The organism is Pimelobacter simplex (assembly GCF_024662235.1).
Lineage (GTDB): Bacteria > Actinomycetota > Actinomycetes > Propionibacteriales > Nocardioidaceae > Nocardioides.
The window spans coordinates 872,703-889,501 of sequence record NZ_CP096276.1; the positions used below are offsets into that span (position 1 = coordinate 872,703).

Consider the following 16,799-nt stretch of genomic DNA (forward strand, 5'->3'; position numbering starts at 1 on the left):
GCGGTCGTGAGCGTGATCGTCGTCCTCCTCGTCTCGACCGGCGCGGCCTGGGAGTCGCGCGCGCTCGCCGCGCTCGCCGACCACCCCGGCACCGTGCTCCTCAAGCGCTGCGTCGACGTCGCCGACCTGCTCGCCGCCGCGCGGACCGGCCAGGCCGAGGCCGCCGTCCTCGGCGTCGACCTGCCCGGGCTGGACCAGGGCGTCGTCGACGACCTGCGCCGCCAAGGGGTCCGGATGGTCGGCGTGGCCACCGACCCCGGTCACAGCACGGAGCGGGCGGCGCGGCTCGGGATCGCGACGGTCCTGGCCGCCGAGCGCGTCGACGAGCTCGGCGCGGTGCTGGTCGCGCTGCCGTCCACGGACCTCCCGCCGCCACTGTCTCCGCCGCCGCCTCCGCCCGCACCGGCGACGGCCGCGCCCCGGGCCGCTGCCGGACGCCAGGGCCGCGTGATCGTGGTCTGGGGCCCCGCCGGCGCTCCCGGCCGGACCACCCTCGCCGCCGGCCTGGCCGGCGAGCTGGCCCGCCGCGGCCTGGGCACGCTCCTGGTCGACGCCGATCCGTACGGCGGCACGCTCGCCCAGCAGCTCGGCGTCCTCGACGAGGTCTCCGGCCTGCTCGCGGCGACCCGCCTGGCCGCCTCCGGGGTCCTCGACGAGCGCTTCACCGCGACCCAGCGCCGCCTCTCCGCCCACCTCCGGCTGCTGTCCGGGCTGCCCCGACCCGACCGCTGGCCCGAGGTCCGCCCGGGTGCGCTCACCGCGCTCCTCGACCGCGCGCGGAGCGAGGGCCAGGTGGTCGTCGACACCGGCTTCGCGATCGCACCGGACCCGTTCGGGGATCCCGGCGGCACCGGCCGGCCCGAGCGCGACGGGCTCACCCGCGAGGCGCTGGAGGCGGCCGACGACATCCTCCTGGTCGGTACGGCGGACCCGGTCGGCCTGGCCCGCCTGGCCCGCGCGCTCGGCGAGCTGCGCGGGCTCGTGCCCACCACGCGGGTGCGCGTCGTGGTCAACCGGATGCGGCCCACGCTCGGCTGGCGCGAGCCCGACGTGCGCGCCCTGCTCGCCGGCTTCGGGGCGCACGACGGCGTCCACGTCCTGCCCGACGACCAGGCCGCGGTCGACCGTGCCCTGGTCGCCGGCCGGATGCTGGTCGAGTCCGGCGACTCTGCGCTGCGGCGGGCGCTCGCGCGGCTCGTCGACGCGCTGGCCGGCGTACCGGCGCGGGCGCCCGGAGCCCGGGCTAGGCGCTGAACAGCAGGTAGAGCCCGCCCGCCGTGAACCCGACCATCACCACGAGCAGCGGCAGCTGCCCGAGCACCTGGTCCCGCTTGGGCAGCAGCGTCAGCGCCCGGTCGTGCGCGGCGACCGCACCGACCACGTGACCCACGACGACCGCGAGCACCTTGATCGTGGCCAGGAGCGTCGGGTGGTACGAGAACCAGTACGACGGCTCGAGCCCCGCCGTCCCGAGGATGTCCCAGCCCTTGCCGAACGGGTCGCTGGCGCGGGCGAGCGTCTGGGTGCCGACGTCGACGAACAGCGTCAGGTAGTGGGCCAGGATGTAGGCCAGGATGATCGGGATGATCGAGTGCGCGTAGCGGCGGGGCAGCTGGGAGCGCGGGTAGTGCGCGGCCGACGTGGTCAGCGCGCAGGCACCGGCCAGCAGCACGCCCGCGATCACGCAGAACCCGACCAGTGCGATGTTGTCGATGATCGACTTGCTGACCGAGGCGTTCTGGTAGAACTTCACCCAGAACGAGGACTCGCCGAAGGAGTCGAAGGCGGTGCTGCCGAAGAGCACGGCGACGACCGCGACGAGACCCGGCTTGGCCGGCACGGTCGCGAGGTTCGCCAGCGGGCTGCGCAGGCGCAGCCGGCCGTCGACGCGGGCCCAGGGCGAGAGCTTGCCGATGAGCGAGGAGTAGACCTCGAACGGGTCGGCGTTCTCGTAGAAGCGGTTGCCGAAGATCGCGCCGCCGACCAGCATCACGCCGACGTAGAGCGCGCACCAGAGCCGGACCGTGCCGAGCTCGGTCGGGTGGGTCGAGGCGAGCTCGAGCCAGACGAAGGCGAACAGCCCGATCGCGGCCGGCCAGTAGCCGAGCCGCTCGGGGTACTCGCGCAGCCCGGTCTCGGGGTCACCGCCGGAGATCTTGGCGAGTGCGGCGTTGATGGTGCGGACCGGGCTGATCGCCTTCCACACCGGGCCGAGCAGGGCCGAGGCGAAGACCAGGCCCACCCACCACCAGACGTAGACCATCCCGAAGAACGGGTTGGTCAGCGAGTCCTGGCCGAAGACCGCGGTGGCGACGGCGAACAGCGCGACGACCATGCCGATCGTGCGCAGCACGACGTGGAACGCCGGGGCGGCCGTGACCCGGTCGAGGAAGGCCCAGGCGGAGCGCCCGGCCCGCGGTACGTCGTACCGGGGCTGGCGCCAGGCGACGATGAGGACGGTGAACGACACGACGAGGGCCGCCACGGCGCCGGAGACCGCGAGCTCCAACGGGATGGGCAGGTCGGCCTGCCCACCGATGCCGTGGGCCTGGAGGTCCCCGGTCAACGGACTTCGAGCTGGACGATGATCTGGGGCGGGTCGTGCGACTCCACCTCGATCACTCCGGGCCGGTCGATCGAGATCGGGAACGTCTTGGTGCCCTTGTCGTAGGCGAACTCCTGCTCGGGGTCGGAGTGCATGTGCAGCGAGCCCGCGGTGTCCGCGGTGACGACGAGGTCGACCGGCTGGCCGGTGCCGACCTTGACCCGGTCGCCGCTCGGGGTGATCTTGCCGTCCTTGACGGTGATGTCGATCACGACTGTCTTGTCGGTGCTCGCCTTGTCGTCGGTGCCGCACGCGGAGACGGCCCCCAGCAGAGTGACGGTGGCGAGCGCCGCGCCGATGGTGCGCAGCCGCTGCATGCATTCCTCCTCGTCAGGACACCCCTGGACGTACCCACGGATGCTCGGGTTCTCTGTCAGAATCTCACGGTGATCCCAACGGCGGCGGGATGGGGCCGCCGACGATCCTGAGGGATCGGCCCAGAGGCTGGAGGACGACGTGGTGGACCGGGTGCGACCGCGTGACCTGACGTTCCTCGAGGAGGAGTCCCCCGAGACCCCCCAGCACAACGCGACCATCGAGATCTTCGAGCCCGGCGAGGGCGCCGACGCGTTCGACCACGCCCGCCTGGTGGCGCTGATCCGGGACCGGATCGCGTTCGTGCCGCGCTACCGCCAGCGGCTCCAGGCCGTGCCCGGCCACCTGGCCAACCCGGTGTGGGTCGACGACGAGAAGTTCGACCTCGGCTTCCACGTACGACGCTCCGCGCTGCCGCGCCCCGGCACCTCCGCCCAGCTGCTCGAGCTCGTCTCCCGGATCGTCTCGCGCCCCCTCGACCGGACCCGCCCCCTGTGGGAGATCTACTTCGTCGAGGGCCTCGAGGACGGCCGGGTGGCGGTGCTGTCCAAGACCCACCAGGCCCTCGTCGACGGCGTGCACACCGTCGACCTCGGCCAGCTGCTCCTCGACCTGCAGCCCGAGGCCCGCGAGCTCGACCCCGACGACTGGGCCCCGCGCCGCTCGCCCAACCCGGCCACGCTGCTCGGCGGTGCGGTCCGCGAGAACCTCACCGACCTGGGCGTCCTGCTCGACACCGTCCGCACCGGCTCCCGGGCGCTGGCCCGCACCGCCGACCAGCGCAGCGAGCGGGCGCGCTCCTTCCTCTCCGCCGCCGCCGGACGCCGGCCCAAGTCGCGCGGGGTCATCAACGGCCCGCTGTCCCAGCAGCGCCGCGTGGTCACCGTCGAGACCCGGCTCTCCGACTACCGCCGGATCCGCGAGGCCCACGGCGGCACCATCAACGACGTCGTCCTGGCGACCATCACCGGGGCGCTGCGGGCCTGGCTCATGACCCGCGCGGAGTCGCTCGGCGGGCTGCGGCAGGTCCGGGCCGTCGTACCGGTGTCGGTGATCGACGAGGAGCTCGAGGCCACCTCGCTCGGCAGCCAGATCGCCGCCCACTTCGTCGACCTCCCGGTGGGGGAGCCGAGCCCGATCGTGCGCCTGCACCAGGTGTCGTACTCCTTCCAGGCGCACAAGGACACCGGCCGCAGCGTCGCCGCCAACCGCCTCGCCGGCATCGCCGGCTTCGCCCCCACGACCTTCCACGCGATCGGCTCGCGGGTCGCGGCGGCCGAGCTGCGCAAGGGCTACCAGATCTCGGTCACCAACGTGCCCGGCCCGCAGGCCCCCCTCTACGCCTCCGGCGCCCGGATGCTCGCGAGCTATCCCGTCCCGCCGCTCACCCCCGGGCACCCGCTCGCGATCGGCGTGACGTCGTACGACGGCGGGGTCTACTACGGCATCACCGCCGACCGCGACTGGATCCCCGACGCCGACGTCCTCGCCTCCTGCGTGCGCGAGGCCCTCGACGAGCTCATCGACGTCTCCTCACCGACCCGGCAGCGCGCGCCCCGCGGGCGTCGTACCACCAAGGGGACGCCGAAGCGCGGCTCCTGAGCCACGGTGCGACGATGGACCTCGTGATCCCCCTCCACCTCGGTGCGCTGCACCCGGCTGAGCAGATCGCCACGATGGTGCTGGCGTTCGGGCCGTTCGTGGTGCTCGGGATCGTCATCTTCTTCCGCCGGCGCGCGGACGCGCGTGAAGAGGTCGACCCGAGGTCCGGGCCCGATCGCTGAGGTCGTCAGTCGAGGAGCGGCTCGACGCGGCGCGCGGTGAACGGGTATCCGTCGAGATCCAGGGCATCGAACTCGAACCGGACCCGCTGACCTGCGCGCAGCTGCTTGAACCCTGGCACCTCGACCACGGCGAAGCTGGCCCAGCAGCCGCCGGGCACCGCCGGGGAGTCGATGACTCCCCAGCCCTCACCCACGTCCCACGAGCGGACGGTGCCGTCGGCTACCTGCGGTCGATCCTGCATCCTGCGGGCTCCTGATCGCGCAACCCCTCGGCCTAGCGGCTCAGCCAGGCCTTCCCGGTCCGCTCCTCGGCCCGCAGCGCGCTGCCCAGCAGCTTGGCGAGCAGCTCCTCGATCTTGCCGCCCACCAGCGGGATCTTGACCTTGATCTCCAGCTCGACCGTCTCGGTGGTGACGTCGTCGACCTCGGCCAGGATCGCGGTGCCGCGCATCTCGCCCGGCTTGCCGGGGATGCCGACCACGATGGTCGCCTGGTAGGCGTCGGCCCAGGTCTCGGTCTGGACGATGGTGGTCGTGGCGCCGACGAACTTCTTGGCGAACGACGGCACCTTGTCGGTGGGCTGCTCCATCTCGATCCGCACGGCCTTGGCGTCGATCCCGCCCTCGATCGTGACGGCGAAGGACGTCGCGCGCTGGTTGCGGCACACCTCCTCCCGGAAGAGGGGGTCGGAGAGCATCGCGGCGACCTCGCTCGCCGGGGCGTCGTACACCATCTTGTGGACCAGGCGCGTGGCCATCGTCAGCGGTCTCCCTTCAACCAGGCCACGCCCACGGAGTGCTCCACGGACAGGCCGGCGTCGATGTTGTCGGTCATCAGCTTCTCCAGCTTGCCGCCGACCAGGGGCACCTTGACGGTGACCTCGAGGTCGACGACATGCTTCGTCGAGGCGCCGTCGGCCACCAGGGTGACCGTGCCGGCGGCTCGGGTCGGCTTGCCCGGAGCAGTGATCTCGATCGTCCCAGATGCGGGGCCGGACCACTCCTCCCGGACCACTGCCTGGGTGGTGTCGCCGGCGATCTTCTTGGCGATGGCGGGCAGGCCGGCAGTGTTCTGGACCTGGTCGATGACCAGGTGGAGGCCGGTTCCTGCGGGGGTCGCCGTGACCGCGACCGAGACCACCTGCTGGGCGGCGGCGACCTTCTCGCGGAAGGCGGGGTCGGCGAGCATCGCGAAGACCTCGTCGGGCGCGGCGTCGTAGGCCAGCTCACGGCTGTATCGCATACGAGACATCATGTCCTACCCGCGTGTTGTGGCCCGGAACTTCGAGGTCCTACTGTCGAGGTGTGTCAATGACGACGCTGCCTTCCTCTGCTGCCCATTCCGACCGAGACCGCATCTTCGAGCAGGCCGCTGCCGCGGCCGCGCCGGCCAAGGGGAGCGGAGGGCCGCCACGCGAGGCGTTGCCCGCGCTGCTCCCGGCGTACTACCGCCACGTGGCCACCGAAGAGCTCGAGAGCCGTACGGACGTCGACGTCTACGGTGCCCTCGCCTCCCACCACCACCTCGCGCTCGAGCGCGAGCCCGGTGCCGCCAAGGTGCGGGTGTTCACGCCGACGGTCGCCGAGCACGGCTGGTCCGCGGCGGGCCACTCCGTGGTCGAGGTCGTCGTCGACGACATGCCGTTCCTGGTCGACTCGCTGACCATGGAGCTCTCCCGCCAGCTCCACGACGTGCGCGCGGTCATCCACCCCACCTTCGACGTACGACGCGACGAGCGCGGCCGCCTCGTCGAGGCCGAGCCGGTCGCCTCGGGCTCGACCGCCCCGGTCGAGGGCACGATCCGCGAGTCCTGGATGCACATCGAGATCCCGCGGCTCAGCGGTGAGGGCGCCGACGCCCCCGAGCGCGTCGCCGACGCGTGCCGCCGGGTGCTGGGCGACGTCCGGGCGTCGGTGGTCGACTGGCCGCAGATGCAGGAGCGGGTCGCCGAGACCGTCGCCTCCCTGGCCTCCGACCCGCCGCCGCTGCCGCCCGAGGAGGTCCGCCAGGCTGGTGAGCTGCTGGCCTGGCTGGCCGACGAGCACTTCACCTTCCTCGGCTACCGCGAGTACGTCCTCGATCGGGTCGCCCTCGACGGCGAGCCCGAGGACGACGTGCTGCGCCCCGTCCCGGGCACCGGCCTGGGCATCCTGCGCGAGCACCCGGCCGAGAAGGACACCTCGATCGCCTTCAGCCGGCTGCCCGACGCGGTCAAGGCCAAGGCGCGCGAGAAGACCGTGCTGGTGCTGGCCAAGGCCAACTCCCGCTCCACCGTGCACCGCCCGGCGTACCTCGACTACGTGGGCGTCAAGACGTTCGGCCCCGACGGCGAGGTGGTCGGCGAGCGCCGCTTCCTCGGCCTGCTCTCCAGCGCCGCCTACACCGAGTCGCTGCTCCGCATCCCGCTGCTGCGCGAGAAGGCCGACGAGGTCCTCCTCCGCAGCGGGTACGACGCCCGCAGCCACGACGGCGCCGCGCTGCTCGACACCCTCGAGACCTATCCGCGCGACGAGCTGTTCCACACGCCGGTCGACGAGCTCGGCCCGATCGTCGAGGCCGCCATGCAGGCCCGCGAGCGCCGCGCGGTGCGGCTGTTCATCCGCCGCGACACCTACGCGCGCTACCTCTCGGTGCTCGTCTACCTGCCGCGCGACCGCTACAACACGGGGATCCGGCACAAGTTCGTGCAGATCCTGACCGAGCAGATCGGCAAGGGCCGGATCGGTCCCGACTCGGTCGAGTTCAACGTCAGTATCAACGAGTCGACGACGGCGCGCGTGCACTTCGTCGTCCACCTGCCCAAGGGCGAGCTGATCCCCGACGACATCGACACCGCCGACCTCGAGCGGCGCCTGATCGACGCCTCGCGCTCCTGGCAGGAGGACTTCGTCCAGGCCGTCATCGCCGAGTACGGCGAGGAGTCCGGCGCCCTGCTCGGCCGGCGCTACCTCGATGCCTTCCCCGAGGCCTACAAGGAGGACTTCAGCGCCCGCACGGCCGCGGTCGACCTCGCCCGGATCGAGGGCATCCCCGGCGACGACGGGCGCGACCAGTCGCTCTACGCCGAGGTCGACGCGGCCGACGGCGAGGCCCGGCTCAAGATGTTCCGCGTCGGTGAGCCGCTCTCGCTGAGCGCGGTGCTGCCGATGCTGGCCTCGATGGGGGTCGAGGTCGTCGACGAGCGTCCCTACACGCTCAACGGCCTGGGCCGGCTGACCCACATCTACGACTTCGGCCTGCGCTACGACGGCCCGCTGCCCGACCACGCCCGCGAGCTGTTCGCCGACACGCTCCGCGCGATGTGGGACGGCTTCACCGAGACCGACGGCTTCAACCGCCTCGTCCTCGCGGCGCGGCTGACCTGGCGCCAGGCGATGCTGCTGCGCGCCTACGCGCGCTACATGAAGCAGGGCAACAGCCCGTTCGCGGTCGACTCCATCGAGCAGGCGCTGGTCGACAACGTCGACCTGGCCCGGCTGCTCGTCGAGCTCTTCGAGACCCGCTTCGACCCGGCCGTCGGTGCCGACCGCGAGGGGCGCGAGAGCGTCCTCGTCGACCAGGTCCGTACGGCGCTCGACGGCGTGGTCAGCCTCGACCACGACCGGATCCTGCGCTCCTACCTCACCCACATCCAGGCGACGCTGCGCACGAACTACTTCCAGCACACGGGCGAGCCGGCCACCCCCAAGCCGTACCTCTCGCTCAAGCTCGAGCCCTCGGCGATCCCCGACCTGCCCGAGCCGCGGCCGAAGTACGAGATCTTCGTCTACTCGCCGCGGGTCGAGGGGGTGCACCTGCGCTTCGGCAGCGTCGCGCGCGGCGGCCTGCGCTGGTCCGACCGGCGCGACGACTTCCGTACCGAGGTGCTCGGCCTGGTCAAGGCCCAGATGGTCAAGAACACCGTGATCGTCCCGGTCGGCGCCAAGGGTGGCTTCTACGCCAAGCAGCTGCCCGACTCCTCCGACCGCGAGGCGTGGCTGGCCGAGGGCGTGGCCTGCTACCAGACGTTCATCCGCGGGCTGCTCGACGTCACCGACAACCTGGTCGCGGGCGCGACGGTGCCGCCGGCGGACGTCGTCCGCCACGACGGGGACGACTCCTACCTCGTGGTCGCCGCCGACAAGGGCACCGCGACGTTCTCCGACATCGCCAACGGCGTCGCGGCGGACTACGGCTTCTGGCTGGGCGACGCGTTCGCCAGCGGCGGCTCGGTCGGCTACGACCACAAGGCGATGGGCATCACCGCCAAGGGCGCCTGGGTCTCGGTACGACGGCACTTCCGCGAGATGGGCGTCGACTGCCAGAACGAGGACTTCACCGTCGTCGGCATCGGCGACATGTCGGGCGACGTCTTCGGCAACGGCATGCTCTGCTCCGAGCACACCAGGCTGGTGGCGGCCTTCGACCACCGCGACATCTTCATCGACCCCGAGCCCGACGCGGCGGCGTCCTTCGCCGAGCGGCAGCGGCTCTTCGCGCTGCCCCGGTCGAGCTGGCAGGACTACGACAAGAGCCTGATCTCGGCGGGCGGCGGCATCTTCTCGCGCCGCGCGAAGTCGATCCCGCTCAACGCCGAGATCCGCGCCGCGCTAGGGATCGCCGGCCACGTCGAGCACATGACGCCGGCCGAGCTGATGCGGGCGATCCTGCTGGCGCCGGTCGACCTGCTCTGGAACGGCGGTATCGGCACCTACGTCAAGGCCTCCACCGAGACCCACGCCGAGGCGGGGGACAAGTCCAACGACACGATCCGCGTCGACGGAGGTCAGCTGCGGGTGCGCTGCGTGGGCGAGGGCGGCAACCTGGGCTTCACCCAGCGTGGCCGGATCGAGTACGCCCGTGACGGCGGCCGGATCAACACCGACTTCATCGACAACTCCGCCGGTGTGGACACCTCCGACCACGAGGTCAACCTCAAGGTGCTCCTCGACCGGGTGGTGGCCGACGGCGACCTGACCGGCAAGCAGCGCAACGAGCTGCTCGCCTCGATGACCGACGAGGTCGCCGAGCTCGTGCTGCGCGACAACTACGAGCAGAACCTGGCGCTGGCCAACGCGGCCAAGAACGCCGTCTCGCTGCTCCACGTCCACGAGCAGTGGATGCGCGACCTGGAGTCCCAGGGCCTGCTCGACCGCGAGCTCGAGGCGCTGCCGCCGACCCGCGAGGTGAAGCGGCGCATCGAGGCCGGCGACACCCTCAGCCAGCCCGAGCTGGCGGTGCTCATGGCCTACACCAAGATCGTGCTGGCCGAGGAGCTGCTCGCCTCCGACCTGCCCGAGGATCCCTACCTGACGCTCGACCTGCAGTCGTACTTCCCGGCGCCGGTCCAGAACGGCTTCCTCGACCAGATCGGCGAGCACCCGCTGCGGCGCGAGATCATCGTGACCCAGGTCGTCAACGACCTGGTCAACGGGGCCGGCATGACCTACTGGCCGCGCCTGGCCGGCGAGACCGGGGCGAGCGCCGCCGAGCTGACCCGGGCCAACTTCGTCGCCCGCGAGATCTTCGGCTCGCTCGACCTGCGCCAGGAGCTGGAGCAGTACGACAACGTGCTCGACGCGGCGGTGCAGACCCGGATGCGGGTCGAGATGCGCACGCTCGTCGAGCGGGCCTCGCGCTGGCTGGTGACCAACCGGCGGCCCCCGCTCGACAGCCAGGGCAATGTCGAGTTCTTCGCCGCCCACGTGCAGGAGGCGATGCTCGAGCTGCCGCGGCTGCTCACCGGCGCCGAGCTGGCGGCGTACGAGAACCGGCGCCGGTCGCTGGAGAGCCAGCAGGTGCCCGAGGACCTCGCCGCCCGGGTGGCGTCGTTCGACGTCGCCTACACGCTGCTCAACATCGTCGAGATCGCCGACCAGGCCGAGCTCGAGCCGGCCGAGGTGGCGCGCGTCCACTTCGCGCTGGGGGAGCGGCTCGGCCTGTCGGTGCTGCAGCAGCGGATCGTGGCGCTCCCGCGCGACGACCAGTGGCAGACGATGGCGCGGGCCGCCCTGCGCGACGACCTCTACGCCGTCCACGCCCAGCTCACCGCCGAGGTCCTCGCCGCCACGAGCGCGGTCGAGGACGACGACCCGCTCGCCGCCGCGGCCCGCCGGGTGGCGGCGTGGGAGGCCGAGGCCGGCGGGGTCGTCGACAAGGCGATCGGTGCCCTCACGGCGGTCTGCGGCGACGAGCCGGCCGACCTCGCGAAGGTGTCGGTGGGCCTGCGGGTCGTGCGAGGTCTGCTCACCTGAGTTGTCTAGGGTCGGTGCGGTGAACGCCATTCGGGTGAGCGGACTGACCAAGCGGTACGGCGAGCTGACGGCCGTCGACGACGTGACCCTCACCGTCGAGGAGGGCGAGTTCGTCGGGGTCCTCGGCCCCAACGGAGCGGGCAAGACGACGCTCCTGGAGATGGTCGAGGGCCTGCGCCGTCCCGACGCCGGTCAGGTCGAGGTGCTCGGCGAGCCGGTGTGGCCGCGCAACCCGCGGCTGCAGCCGCGGGTCGGCGTGCAGCTCCAGGCGTCGTCGTTCTTCGAGCGGCTCACCGCGCGCGAGCAGATCCGCACCTTCGCCAGCCTGTACGGCGTGGGCGGGTCCGTCGCCGACGAGTGGCTCGAGCGCGTGGGGCTCACCGACAAGGCCGACGCCCGCGTGGAGGACCTGTCCGGCGGCCAGGCGCAGCGGCTCTCCATCGCCTGCGCGCTGGTGCACGACCCCGAGGTGGTCTTCCTCGACGAGCCGACCTCCGCGCTCGACCCCCAGGCCCGCCGCAACCTGTGGGACCTGCTGTCCTCGCTCAACGACACCGGGCGCACCGTCGTCCTGACCACGCACTACATGGACGAGGCCGAGGTGCTCTGCGACCGGGTCGCGGTGATGGACCACGGCCGGATCCTCCAGGTCGACAGCCCCGCCGCGCTGGTACGGGGACTCGACGCCCCTGCCCGGATCACCGTCGCCCCGGGGACGCTCAGCGCCGCCGAGGCGGCCGAGATCCCCGGGGTGGCCGAGGCCTCCGAGGGCATCGACGGCCTGGTGCTGGTGACCCGCGAACCGGGACCGGTGCTCGGCGTCCTCGCCGCGGGCGACCACCTCGACGGGGTGAGCGTCCAGACCGGCACGCTCGAGGACGTCTTCCTCGCCCTGACCGGACGGGAGTACCGGGCATGAGCAGCCGCAGCCAGGCCCGATCGCCCTTCTGGGCGCTGTCGCTCGCGATCCTGCGCGGCTTTTTGCGCGACAAGGCGTCGGTGTTCTTCGCGCTGATCTTCCCGCTGATGTTCCTGGTGCTCTTCGGCGGCCTGCTCGGCAGCCAGGACCAGTCCAAGGTCGACATGATCCAGGTCGGCGCGGTGCCCTTCGTCGACGACCTGCCCGACGACGTGGCCGAGGCGTTCAAGCAGACCTTCGACGTGACCGAGGAGAAGAGCCTCGCCGCCGCCCTCGACGAGGTGCGCAAGGGCGACGCCGACGTCGCGATCGAGCAGCGCGGCGACCAGCTCATCGCCCACTACACCCAGACCGACCAGGTCAAGGCCGCCGTCACCCAGGGCACGCTGCGCTCCTTCGTCGACGGCATGAACGTCGTGGCGACCGGCCAGCCGCCGGCGTACCAGCTGGTGACGGAGCGGGTCGAGGACGACTCGCTCACCACGATCCAGTTCGTCACGCCGGGCCTGCTGGGCTGGGCGGTCGCGATGAGCGCGGCCTTCGGCGCCGCCGCGACCCTCCAGGGCTGGCGCCAGTCCAAGCTGCTGCGCCGGCTCCAGCTCGCGCCGGTCAAGACGGGCACCGTCGTCGGTGCGCGCGTCGCGGTGACGCTCACCGTCGCGCTCGCCCAGCTCGCGATCTTCCTCGGCCTGGGCGCGGCGGCGTTCGGGCTGACCCTCACCGGATCGTGGTGGATGTCTATACCGCTGATCGTCGTGGGCACCCTGTGCTTCATGGCGATCGGGCTGCTCGCCGGGGCCCTCGCCAAGACCACCGAAGGGGCGGTCAACCTGGCCAACTTCCTGGTGCTGCCGATGGCCTTCCTCAGCGGCTCGTTCTTCCCGCTCGACGTCGCTCCGACCTGGATCCAGCGCCTGTCCGACCTGTTGCCGCTCAAGCACCTCAACACCGGGATGCTCGACGTGATGGTGCGCGGGCAGGGGCCGGGGTCGGCCGTCGTACCGCTGCTGATCCTGGCCGGGTTCGCGATCGTGGTGACCGCGCTCGCGGCTCGGCTCTTCCGGTGGGAGACCACCTGAGGCTTCCCGAGCCGGGGACGCGGAGGGGCGTGAGCACCTAAGGTCTCTGCCATGCTCGACTTCGCGGTCATCCTCGGACAGCTGGCCCTGATCATCGTCGTCGCCCGGATCGCCGGCACCCTCGTCGCCAAGATCGGCATCCCGCCGGTCGTCGGCGAGATCGCCGCCGGCGTGCTCCTCGGCCCGAGCCTGCTGGGCATGGAGCTCAGCGGCGAGCTGTTCCCCATGGACCAGCGCGCGTTCCTCGACGTGCTCGCGCGCGTCGGTCTGGTGCTCTTCATGTTCGTGGTCGGCCTCGAGCTCGACATCAAGCTGATCAAGGGCCGCGAGAAGGTCGCCGGAGCGGTCTCGATCTGCTCGATCGTGCTGCCCTTCACGCTCGGTATCGGGCTGGCCAAGCTCTTCGTCGACACCGACGCCACCGCGGCGCTCAAGCCCGCAGGTGCGGACTTCTGGCCGTTCGCGCTGTTCATGGGCGCGGCCATGTCGATCACCGCGTTCCCGGTGCTCGCCCGGATCCTCACCGACCGCCGGATGCACCGCACCGAGACGGGCGGACTGGCCCTCGCCTGCGCCGCGACCGACGACATCATCGCCTGGACGCTGCTCGCCGTCGTCCTCGCGCTGGCCGGTGTCGACGCCGGGCACGGGCACCTGCCGAGCTGGGCGATCTACCTGGCGATCCCGTTCGTGCTGGTCGCGATCTTCGTGATCCGGCCGGCGCTGACCTGGCTCACCCGGGCCTACCACAAGGCCGGCGAGCTGACGCCGACCATCATGTCCGTCGTCCTGGTGGGGATGCTGCTGTTCGCGGCCACCACCGAGGTCATCGGCATCCACTACATCTTCGGCGCCTTCCTCTTCGGCGCGATCATCCCGCACGAGCAGGCCGCGGCCCTGCGCCACGAGATCCTGGTCCGGCTGGAGCAGATCTCGGTGCTCCTGCTGCTGCCGGTCTTCTTCCTCATCTCAGGCCTCAAGGTCAACATCCAGGGCCTCGGCACGGAGCACATCGTGCCGATGCTCGCGATCCTCGCCGTCGCCATCATCGGCAAGTACGTCGGCGCCTACGTCGGCGCCCGCCTCCAGAAGGTCCCGCACTGGCAGGCCAGCGCGCTCGGGCTGCTGATGAACACCCGCGGCCTGACCGAGCTGATCATCCTCAACGTCGGTCTCGAGAAGGGCCTGCTCAGCCAGGAGCTGTTCACCCTCATGGTGATCATGGCGCTGGTGACCACGGTGATGACCGGGCCGCTGCTCGGGTTCGTCTACCCCCAGCGCCGGGTCGCTCGCGACATCGCCGAGGCCGAGCGCGCCGCGCTCGGCGAGGAGGCCGTCGACCGGATGCTCGTGCTGGCCCACGCCGGCCAGGACGACCGCCTCCTCGTCGATCTCGCCGTCGGTGCCCTCGGCGGGGCGAGGCCAGCCGAGATCGTCATCGCCGACCTCACCCCCCAGGGACGCCCTCTCGAGGTCGGCAGCGGGCTCTCGCTCGACCTGGCCGAGATGGCCGCGGCGATGGAGCGCCAGCAGGGACTGGTCCACCACGGCGAGCGGCTCGGCGTGCCGATCCGGGTGATCGCCCACCCCAGTGCGGACGTCGAGCAGGACCTCGTCGAGCTGATCGGCGTGCTGCGCCCGCAGGGGCTCCTCGCCTGGTCCGACGACCCGTCGCTCGCGACCGTCGTGGCCGCCAACGAGTCGGTGGTGCTCGTCGCCACCGCCGGGACCCCGGCGCCCGACGCGGACGCCCCCGTGGTCGTGCACTGGAACGCCGACAGCGACAGCGAGGCCGCCACCGTCCTGGGCGCGCGGCTCGCGCTCCAGCGCGGCGTCGCGCTCGACCTGCGCGGGGAGGGCGGGCGCCGGCTCACCGCCGCCCGCACGGCGCTGGAGGAGCGCGGGGTGCGCCTCGAGGCGGCCGCCGCGGACGGACCGCTGGCTGCCGCGCCGATCGAGCTGTCGTCGTACGGGGTGGGGGGTGCGGCGGGCGCCCGGGTGCGCGCCGAGCTCGACCCCGCCCCGGTCGACTTCACGACCGTCTCGTTGGGCGAGGTCGCCGCCCCGGCCTGATCAGGAAGCCCGCGCGGGCCGGCTCAGCTGGAGCTGCCGGCGTGGGTGTTGAACGCCAGCGTCCGGTGCCCGATCCGGACCCGGGTGCCCTGGGTGAGGATCTGCTCCGCGCCCTGCGGCATCCGGATCCAGTCGGGCGTCTTGGGGACGTGGACGTAGGTGCCGTTGGTCGAGTTGTTGTCGACCAGCACGACGTCCCACCCGCGCATCTCGAGCCGCGCGTGGACCCGGGAGACCTGGTTGGACTGGTCGATGATCGGCAGCGGCCGGAACGTACCTCCGGTGACCCGCTCGTCCCCGCTCGGGTCGCGCCCCAGCAGGTAGGGCGTGTCGAGCTGGAACACCGATCCGTCGTCGAGCACGATCACGCCCAGCGGCGGCCGCGGGCCGTTCACCAGCACCGGCGTCTGCTGGACCATGTTGATCCCGCAGATCCCGCAGAACAGCACCCGCGGGTCGTTGAAGTGCCGGTTCTTGCAGTAGACCCCGCGCACCTGCTCGTGGGCGTGCTCCTCGTGGACCTGGGCGGCGTTCTCGACGATCGGCAGCGGCTCGAAGTCGTCGAGGTCGTCCTCGACCTCGCTGATGAGCACCGACTGGAAGCTGATCTGCTCGTCGGCCTGGACCGGCGGCAGTGGACGGCCCGCGACCGGCGGCACCGGCTCCGGCTCCGGCTCGGGGACCGGCTCGGGCTCCGGGACCGGTTCGGGCTCGGGGACCGGCACGGGCTCGGGCTCGGGCACCGGGGGAGCCGGGGGCGGCGGCGGTACGGGCGGGGCCGGCGGCGGCAGCACCGGCTCGGGCTCCGGCACCGGGACCGACCCGACGACGACGCCGGTGCCGGCGCTGGTGCCCGCGCCGAGCGCCAGCGACCCGGCGGGCACGACCCCGCCGTCGAGCCGGTACGACGACCCGTCGGCCGGCGCGCTCGCCCCGGGCAGCGTCACCGTGACGTCCTCGATGGGCCACGGGATGAGCCGCTCGACCCAGGCCAGCGACTCCGCGCCCGAGATCGCCTGCCCGTCGACGGTGACCGTGACGTCGCCGTCGACGAACACCGCGAGCCCGGTGGTGTGCGGCGCGAGCGCCGCGAAGCCGGGGGACTGCTCGACCGTGGTCGAGAGCATGAGGGCGTAGCCGCGCACGAGCTGGCGGCCCTGGCCGCCGTTGGCGGCGACCATCTCGGCGTGCTCCAGGTAGGGCTTGACGACCTCGGGGTCGTCGGAGCCGACCAGGAGCACGACCGGCCCGATCCGGGCCAGGGTGCCGGCGCCGGGGCCGGGCACGACCCGGGCCCGGCTCCAGTCGTCTGCTGAGGTGTGGGTCATCGGGGTCACACGATCCTTCCGCCGAAGAAGCGCCAGCGGATGAAAGGCACCCGCATCGGGCCGTTGGTCCAGATCCAGACGACGATCCAGATCACGGAGAAGTCGATGAAGAACGCCCAGAAGGGCACGGTGTCCCCGTCGATGCCCGGCACCGCGCCGAGGTCGACGAGCAGCCACACCAGCGCGCCCTCGTTGAGCGCGGTGATGAGCCCGAACAGGGTGGGCCAGTCCTTCTCCCAGCGCAGCTGCTGGATCAGGTGGTAGATCAGCTCCCACACGATGCCGAGCACCAGCACGGTCGCCAGGATCAGGTACGTCGTCTTGTAGTCGGGGTCGCCGGGCAGGATCGGCGTCAGCACGAGCGTGATCAGCCCGCCGAAGACGACGAGCATGAAGACCCGGGTCTGGATCCGGCCGTTGAGGGTGGGCAGCATCAGTCCCGCGCTCCTTCGATCATCGGGGC

General features: G+C 72.1%; 14 protein-coding genes. 7 read left to right on the forward strand and 7 right to left on the reverse strand.

What is annotated here, in order from left to right; all coding sequences use genetic code 11:
- The first annotated feature begins 6 nt into the window (after nucleotides 1-6).
- Complete coding sequence (locus M0M48_RS04150) at nucleotides 7-1,254, forward strand: AAA family ATPase (protein WP_257750178.1); 1,248 nt, start codon at nucleotides 7-9, stop codon at nucleotides 1,252-1,254.
- Here the strand turns inward: M0M48_RS04150 and M0M48_RS04155 are convergent.
- A complete protein-coding gene (locus M0M48_RS04155; protein WP_257750179.1) occupies nucleotides 1,244-2,566 on the reverse strand; it encodes a hypothetical protein in 1,323 nt (440 codons plus the stop codon). The genes M0M48_RS04150 and M0M48_RS04155 overlap by 11 nt on opposite strands.
- A complete protein-coding gene (locus M0M48_RS04160; protein ID WP_215815566.1) occupies nucleotides 2,563-2,922 on the reverse strand; it encodes a hypothetical protein in 360 nt (119 codons plus the stop codon). The genes M0M48_RS04155 and M0M48_RS04160 overlap by 4 nt, the downstream gene beginning before the upstream one ends.
- 142 nt (nucleotides 2,923-3,064) lie before the next feature.
- Between M0M48_RS04160 and M0M48_RS04165 the strand changes: the two genes are divergently transcribed.
- Both M0M48_RS04165 and M0M48_RS04170 read left to right on the forward strand, forming a co-directional pair.
- Complete coding sequence (locus M0M48_RS04165; protein WP_257750180.1) at nucleotides 3,065-4,522, forward strand: WS/DGAT/MGAT family O-acyltransferase; 1,458 nt, start codon at nucleotides 3,065-3,067, stop codon at nucleotides 4,520-4,522.
- Nucleotides 4,523-4,536: 14 nt separating this feature from the next.
- Nucleotides 4,537-4,704, forward strand: coding sequence for a hypothetical protein (locus M0M48_RS04170; RefSeq protein WP_215815564.1), 168 nt, complete (start codon nucleotides 4,537-4,539; stop codon nucleotides 4,702-4,704).
- Between the two features lie 5 nt (nucleotides 4,705-4,709).
- On the opposite strand, the gene M0M48_RS04175 is transcribed toward M0M48_RS04170, so the two are convergent.
- Genes M0M48_RS04175 through M0M48_RS04185 form a run of 3 tightly spaced genes read right to left on the reverse strand, consistent with a single transcriptional unit; the run spans nucleotide 4,710 to nucleotide 5,946 of the window.
- The gene (locus M0M48_RS04175; RefSeq protein ID WP_257750181.1) at nucleotides 4,710-4,946 is read right to left on the reverse strand and encodes a copper-binding protein; all 237 of its coding nucleotides are present in this window, start codon (nucleotides 4,944-4,946) and stop codon (nucleotides 4,710-4,712) included.
- A 32-nt stretch (nucleotides 4,947-4,978) separates the two neighbouring features.
- On the reverse strand, nucleotides 4,979-5,461 hold the full coding sequence (locus tag M0M48_RS04180) for a DUF2505 domain-containing protein (RefSeq protein ID WP_215815563.1): 483 nt from the start codon (nucleotides 5,459-5,461) through the stop codon (nucleotides 4,979-4,981).
- A gap of 2 nt (nucleotides 5,462-5,463) precedes the next feature.
- Nucleotides 5,464-5,946: a DUF2505 domain-containing protein gene (locus M0M48_RS04185; RefSeq protein ID WP_257750182.1), complete on the reverse strand. Its 483-nt coding sequence runs from the start codon at nucleotides 5,944-5,946 to the stop codon at nucleotides 5,464-5,466.
- A gap of 68 nt (nucleotides 5,947-6,014) precedes the next feature.
- Between M0M48_RS04185 and M0M48_RS04190 the strand changes: the two genes are divergently transcribed.
- From M0M48_RS04190 to M0M48_RS04205, 4 genes are read left to right on the forward strand one after another with little or no spacing between them, the layout of a single operon-like run.
- Nucleotides 6,015-10,937, forward strand: a complete 4,923-nt coding sequence (locus M0M48_RS04190) for an NAD-glutamate dehydrogenase (protein WP_257750183.1) — start codon at nucleotides 6,015-6,017, stop codon at nucleotides 10,935-10,937.
- Nucleotides 10,938-10,956: 19 nt separating this feature from the next.
- Nucleotides 10,957-11,856: an ABC transporter ATP-binding protein gene (locus M0M48_RS04195; RefSeq protein WP_215815560.1), complete on the forward strand. Its 900-nt coding sequence runs from the start codon at nucleotides 10,957-10,959 to the stop codon at nucleotides 11,854-11,856.
- Complete coding sequence (locus M0M48_RS04200; protein ID WP_257750184.1) at nucleotides 11,853-12,935, forward strand: ABC transporter permease; 1,083 nt, start codon at nucleotides 11,853-11,855, stop codon at nucleotides 12,933-12,935. Before M0M48_RS04195 ends, M0M48_RS04200 begins: the two co-directional genes overlap by 4 nt.
- Nucleotides 12,936-12,986: 51 nt before the next feature.
- Complete coding sequence (locus tag M0M48_RS04205) at nucleotides 12,987-15,008, forward strand: cation:proton antiporter (RefSeq protein ID WP_257750185.1); 2,022 nt, start codon at nucleotides 12,987-12,989, stop codon at nucleotides 15,006-15,008.
- A gap of 23 nt (nucleotides 15,009-15,031) precedes the next feature.
- Here the strand turns inward: M0M48_RS04205 and M0M48_RS04210 are convergent, their stop codons facing one another.
- Both M0M48_RS04210 and M0M48_RS04215 read right to left on the reverse strand, forming a co-directional pair.
- Nucleotides 15,032-16,336 carry an FHA domain-containing protein gene (locus M0M48_RS04210; RefSeq protein WP_257750186.1) on the reverse strand — a complete coding sequence of 435 codons (1,305 nt, stop codon included), beginning with the start codon at nucleotides 16,334-16,336 and terminating at the stop codon, nucleotides 15,032-15,034.
- 5 nt (nucleotides 16,337-16,341) lie between these two features.
- Nucleotides 16,342-16,770, reverse strand: coding sequence for a hypothetical protein (locus M0M48_RS04215; protein ID WP_215815556.1), 429 nt, complete (start codon nucleotides 16,768-16,770; stop codon nucleotides 16,342-16,344).
- Nucleotides 16,771-16,799: the final 29 nt, after the last annotated feature.

Bases quoted from the DNA above. Each gene is read 5' to 3' on its own strand.
- M0M48_RS04160 (WP_215815566.1), bottom strand. From the start codon at position 2,922: ATGCAGCGGCTGCGCACCATCGGCGCGGCGCTCGCCACCGTCACTCTG.
- M0M48_RS04170 (WP_215815564.1), top strand. From the start codon at position 4,537: ATGGACCTCGTGATCCCCCTCCACCTCGGTGCGCTGCACCCGGCTGAG.
- M0M48_RS04175 (WP_257750181.1), bottom strand. From the start codon at position 4,946: ATGCAGGATCGACCGCAGGTAGCCGACGGCACCGTCCGCTCGTGGGAC.
- M0M48_RS04180 (WP_215815563.1), bottom strand. From the start codon at position 5,461: ATGGCCACGCGCCTGGTCCACAAGATGGTGTACGACGCCCCGGCGAGC.
- M0M48_RS04185 (WP_257750182.1), bottom strand. From the start codon at position 5,946: ATGCGATACAGCCGTGAGCTGGCCTACGACGCCGCGCCCGACGAGGTC.
- M0M48_RS04190 (WP_257750183.1), top strand. From the start codon at position 6,015: ATGACGACGCTGCCTTCCTCTGCTGCCCATTCCGACCGAGACCGCATC.
- M0M48_RS04200 (WP_257750184.1), top strand. From the start codon at position 11,853: ATGAGCAGCCGCAGCCAGGCCCGATCGCCCTTCTGGGCGCTGTCGCTC.
- M0M48_RS04205 (WP_257750185.1), top strand. From the start codon at position 12,987: ATGCTCGACTTCGCGGTCATCCTCGGACAGCTGGCCCTGATCATCGTC.
- M0M48_RS04210 (WP_257750186.1), bottom strand. From the start codon at position 16,336: ATGACCCACACCTCAGCAGACGACTGGAGCCGGGCCCGGGTCGTGCCC.
- M0M48_RS04215 (WP_215815556.1), bottom strand. From the start codon at position 16,770: ATGCTGCCCACCCTCAACGGCCGGATCCAGACCCGGGTCTTCATGCTC.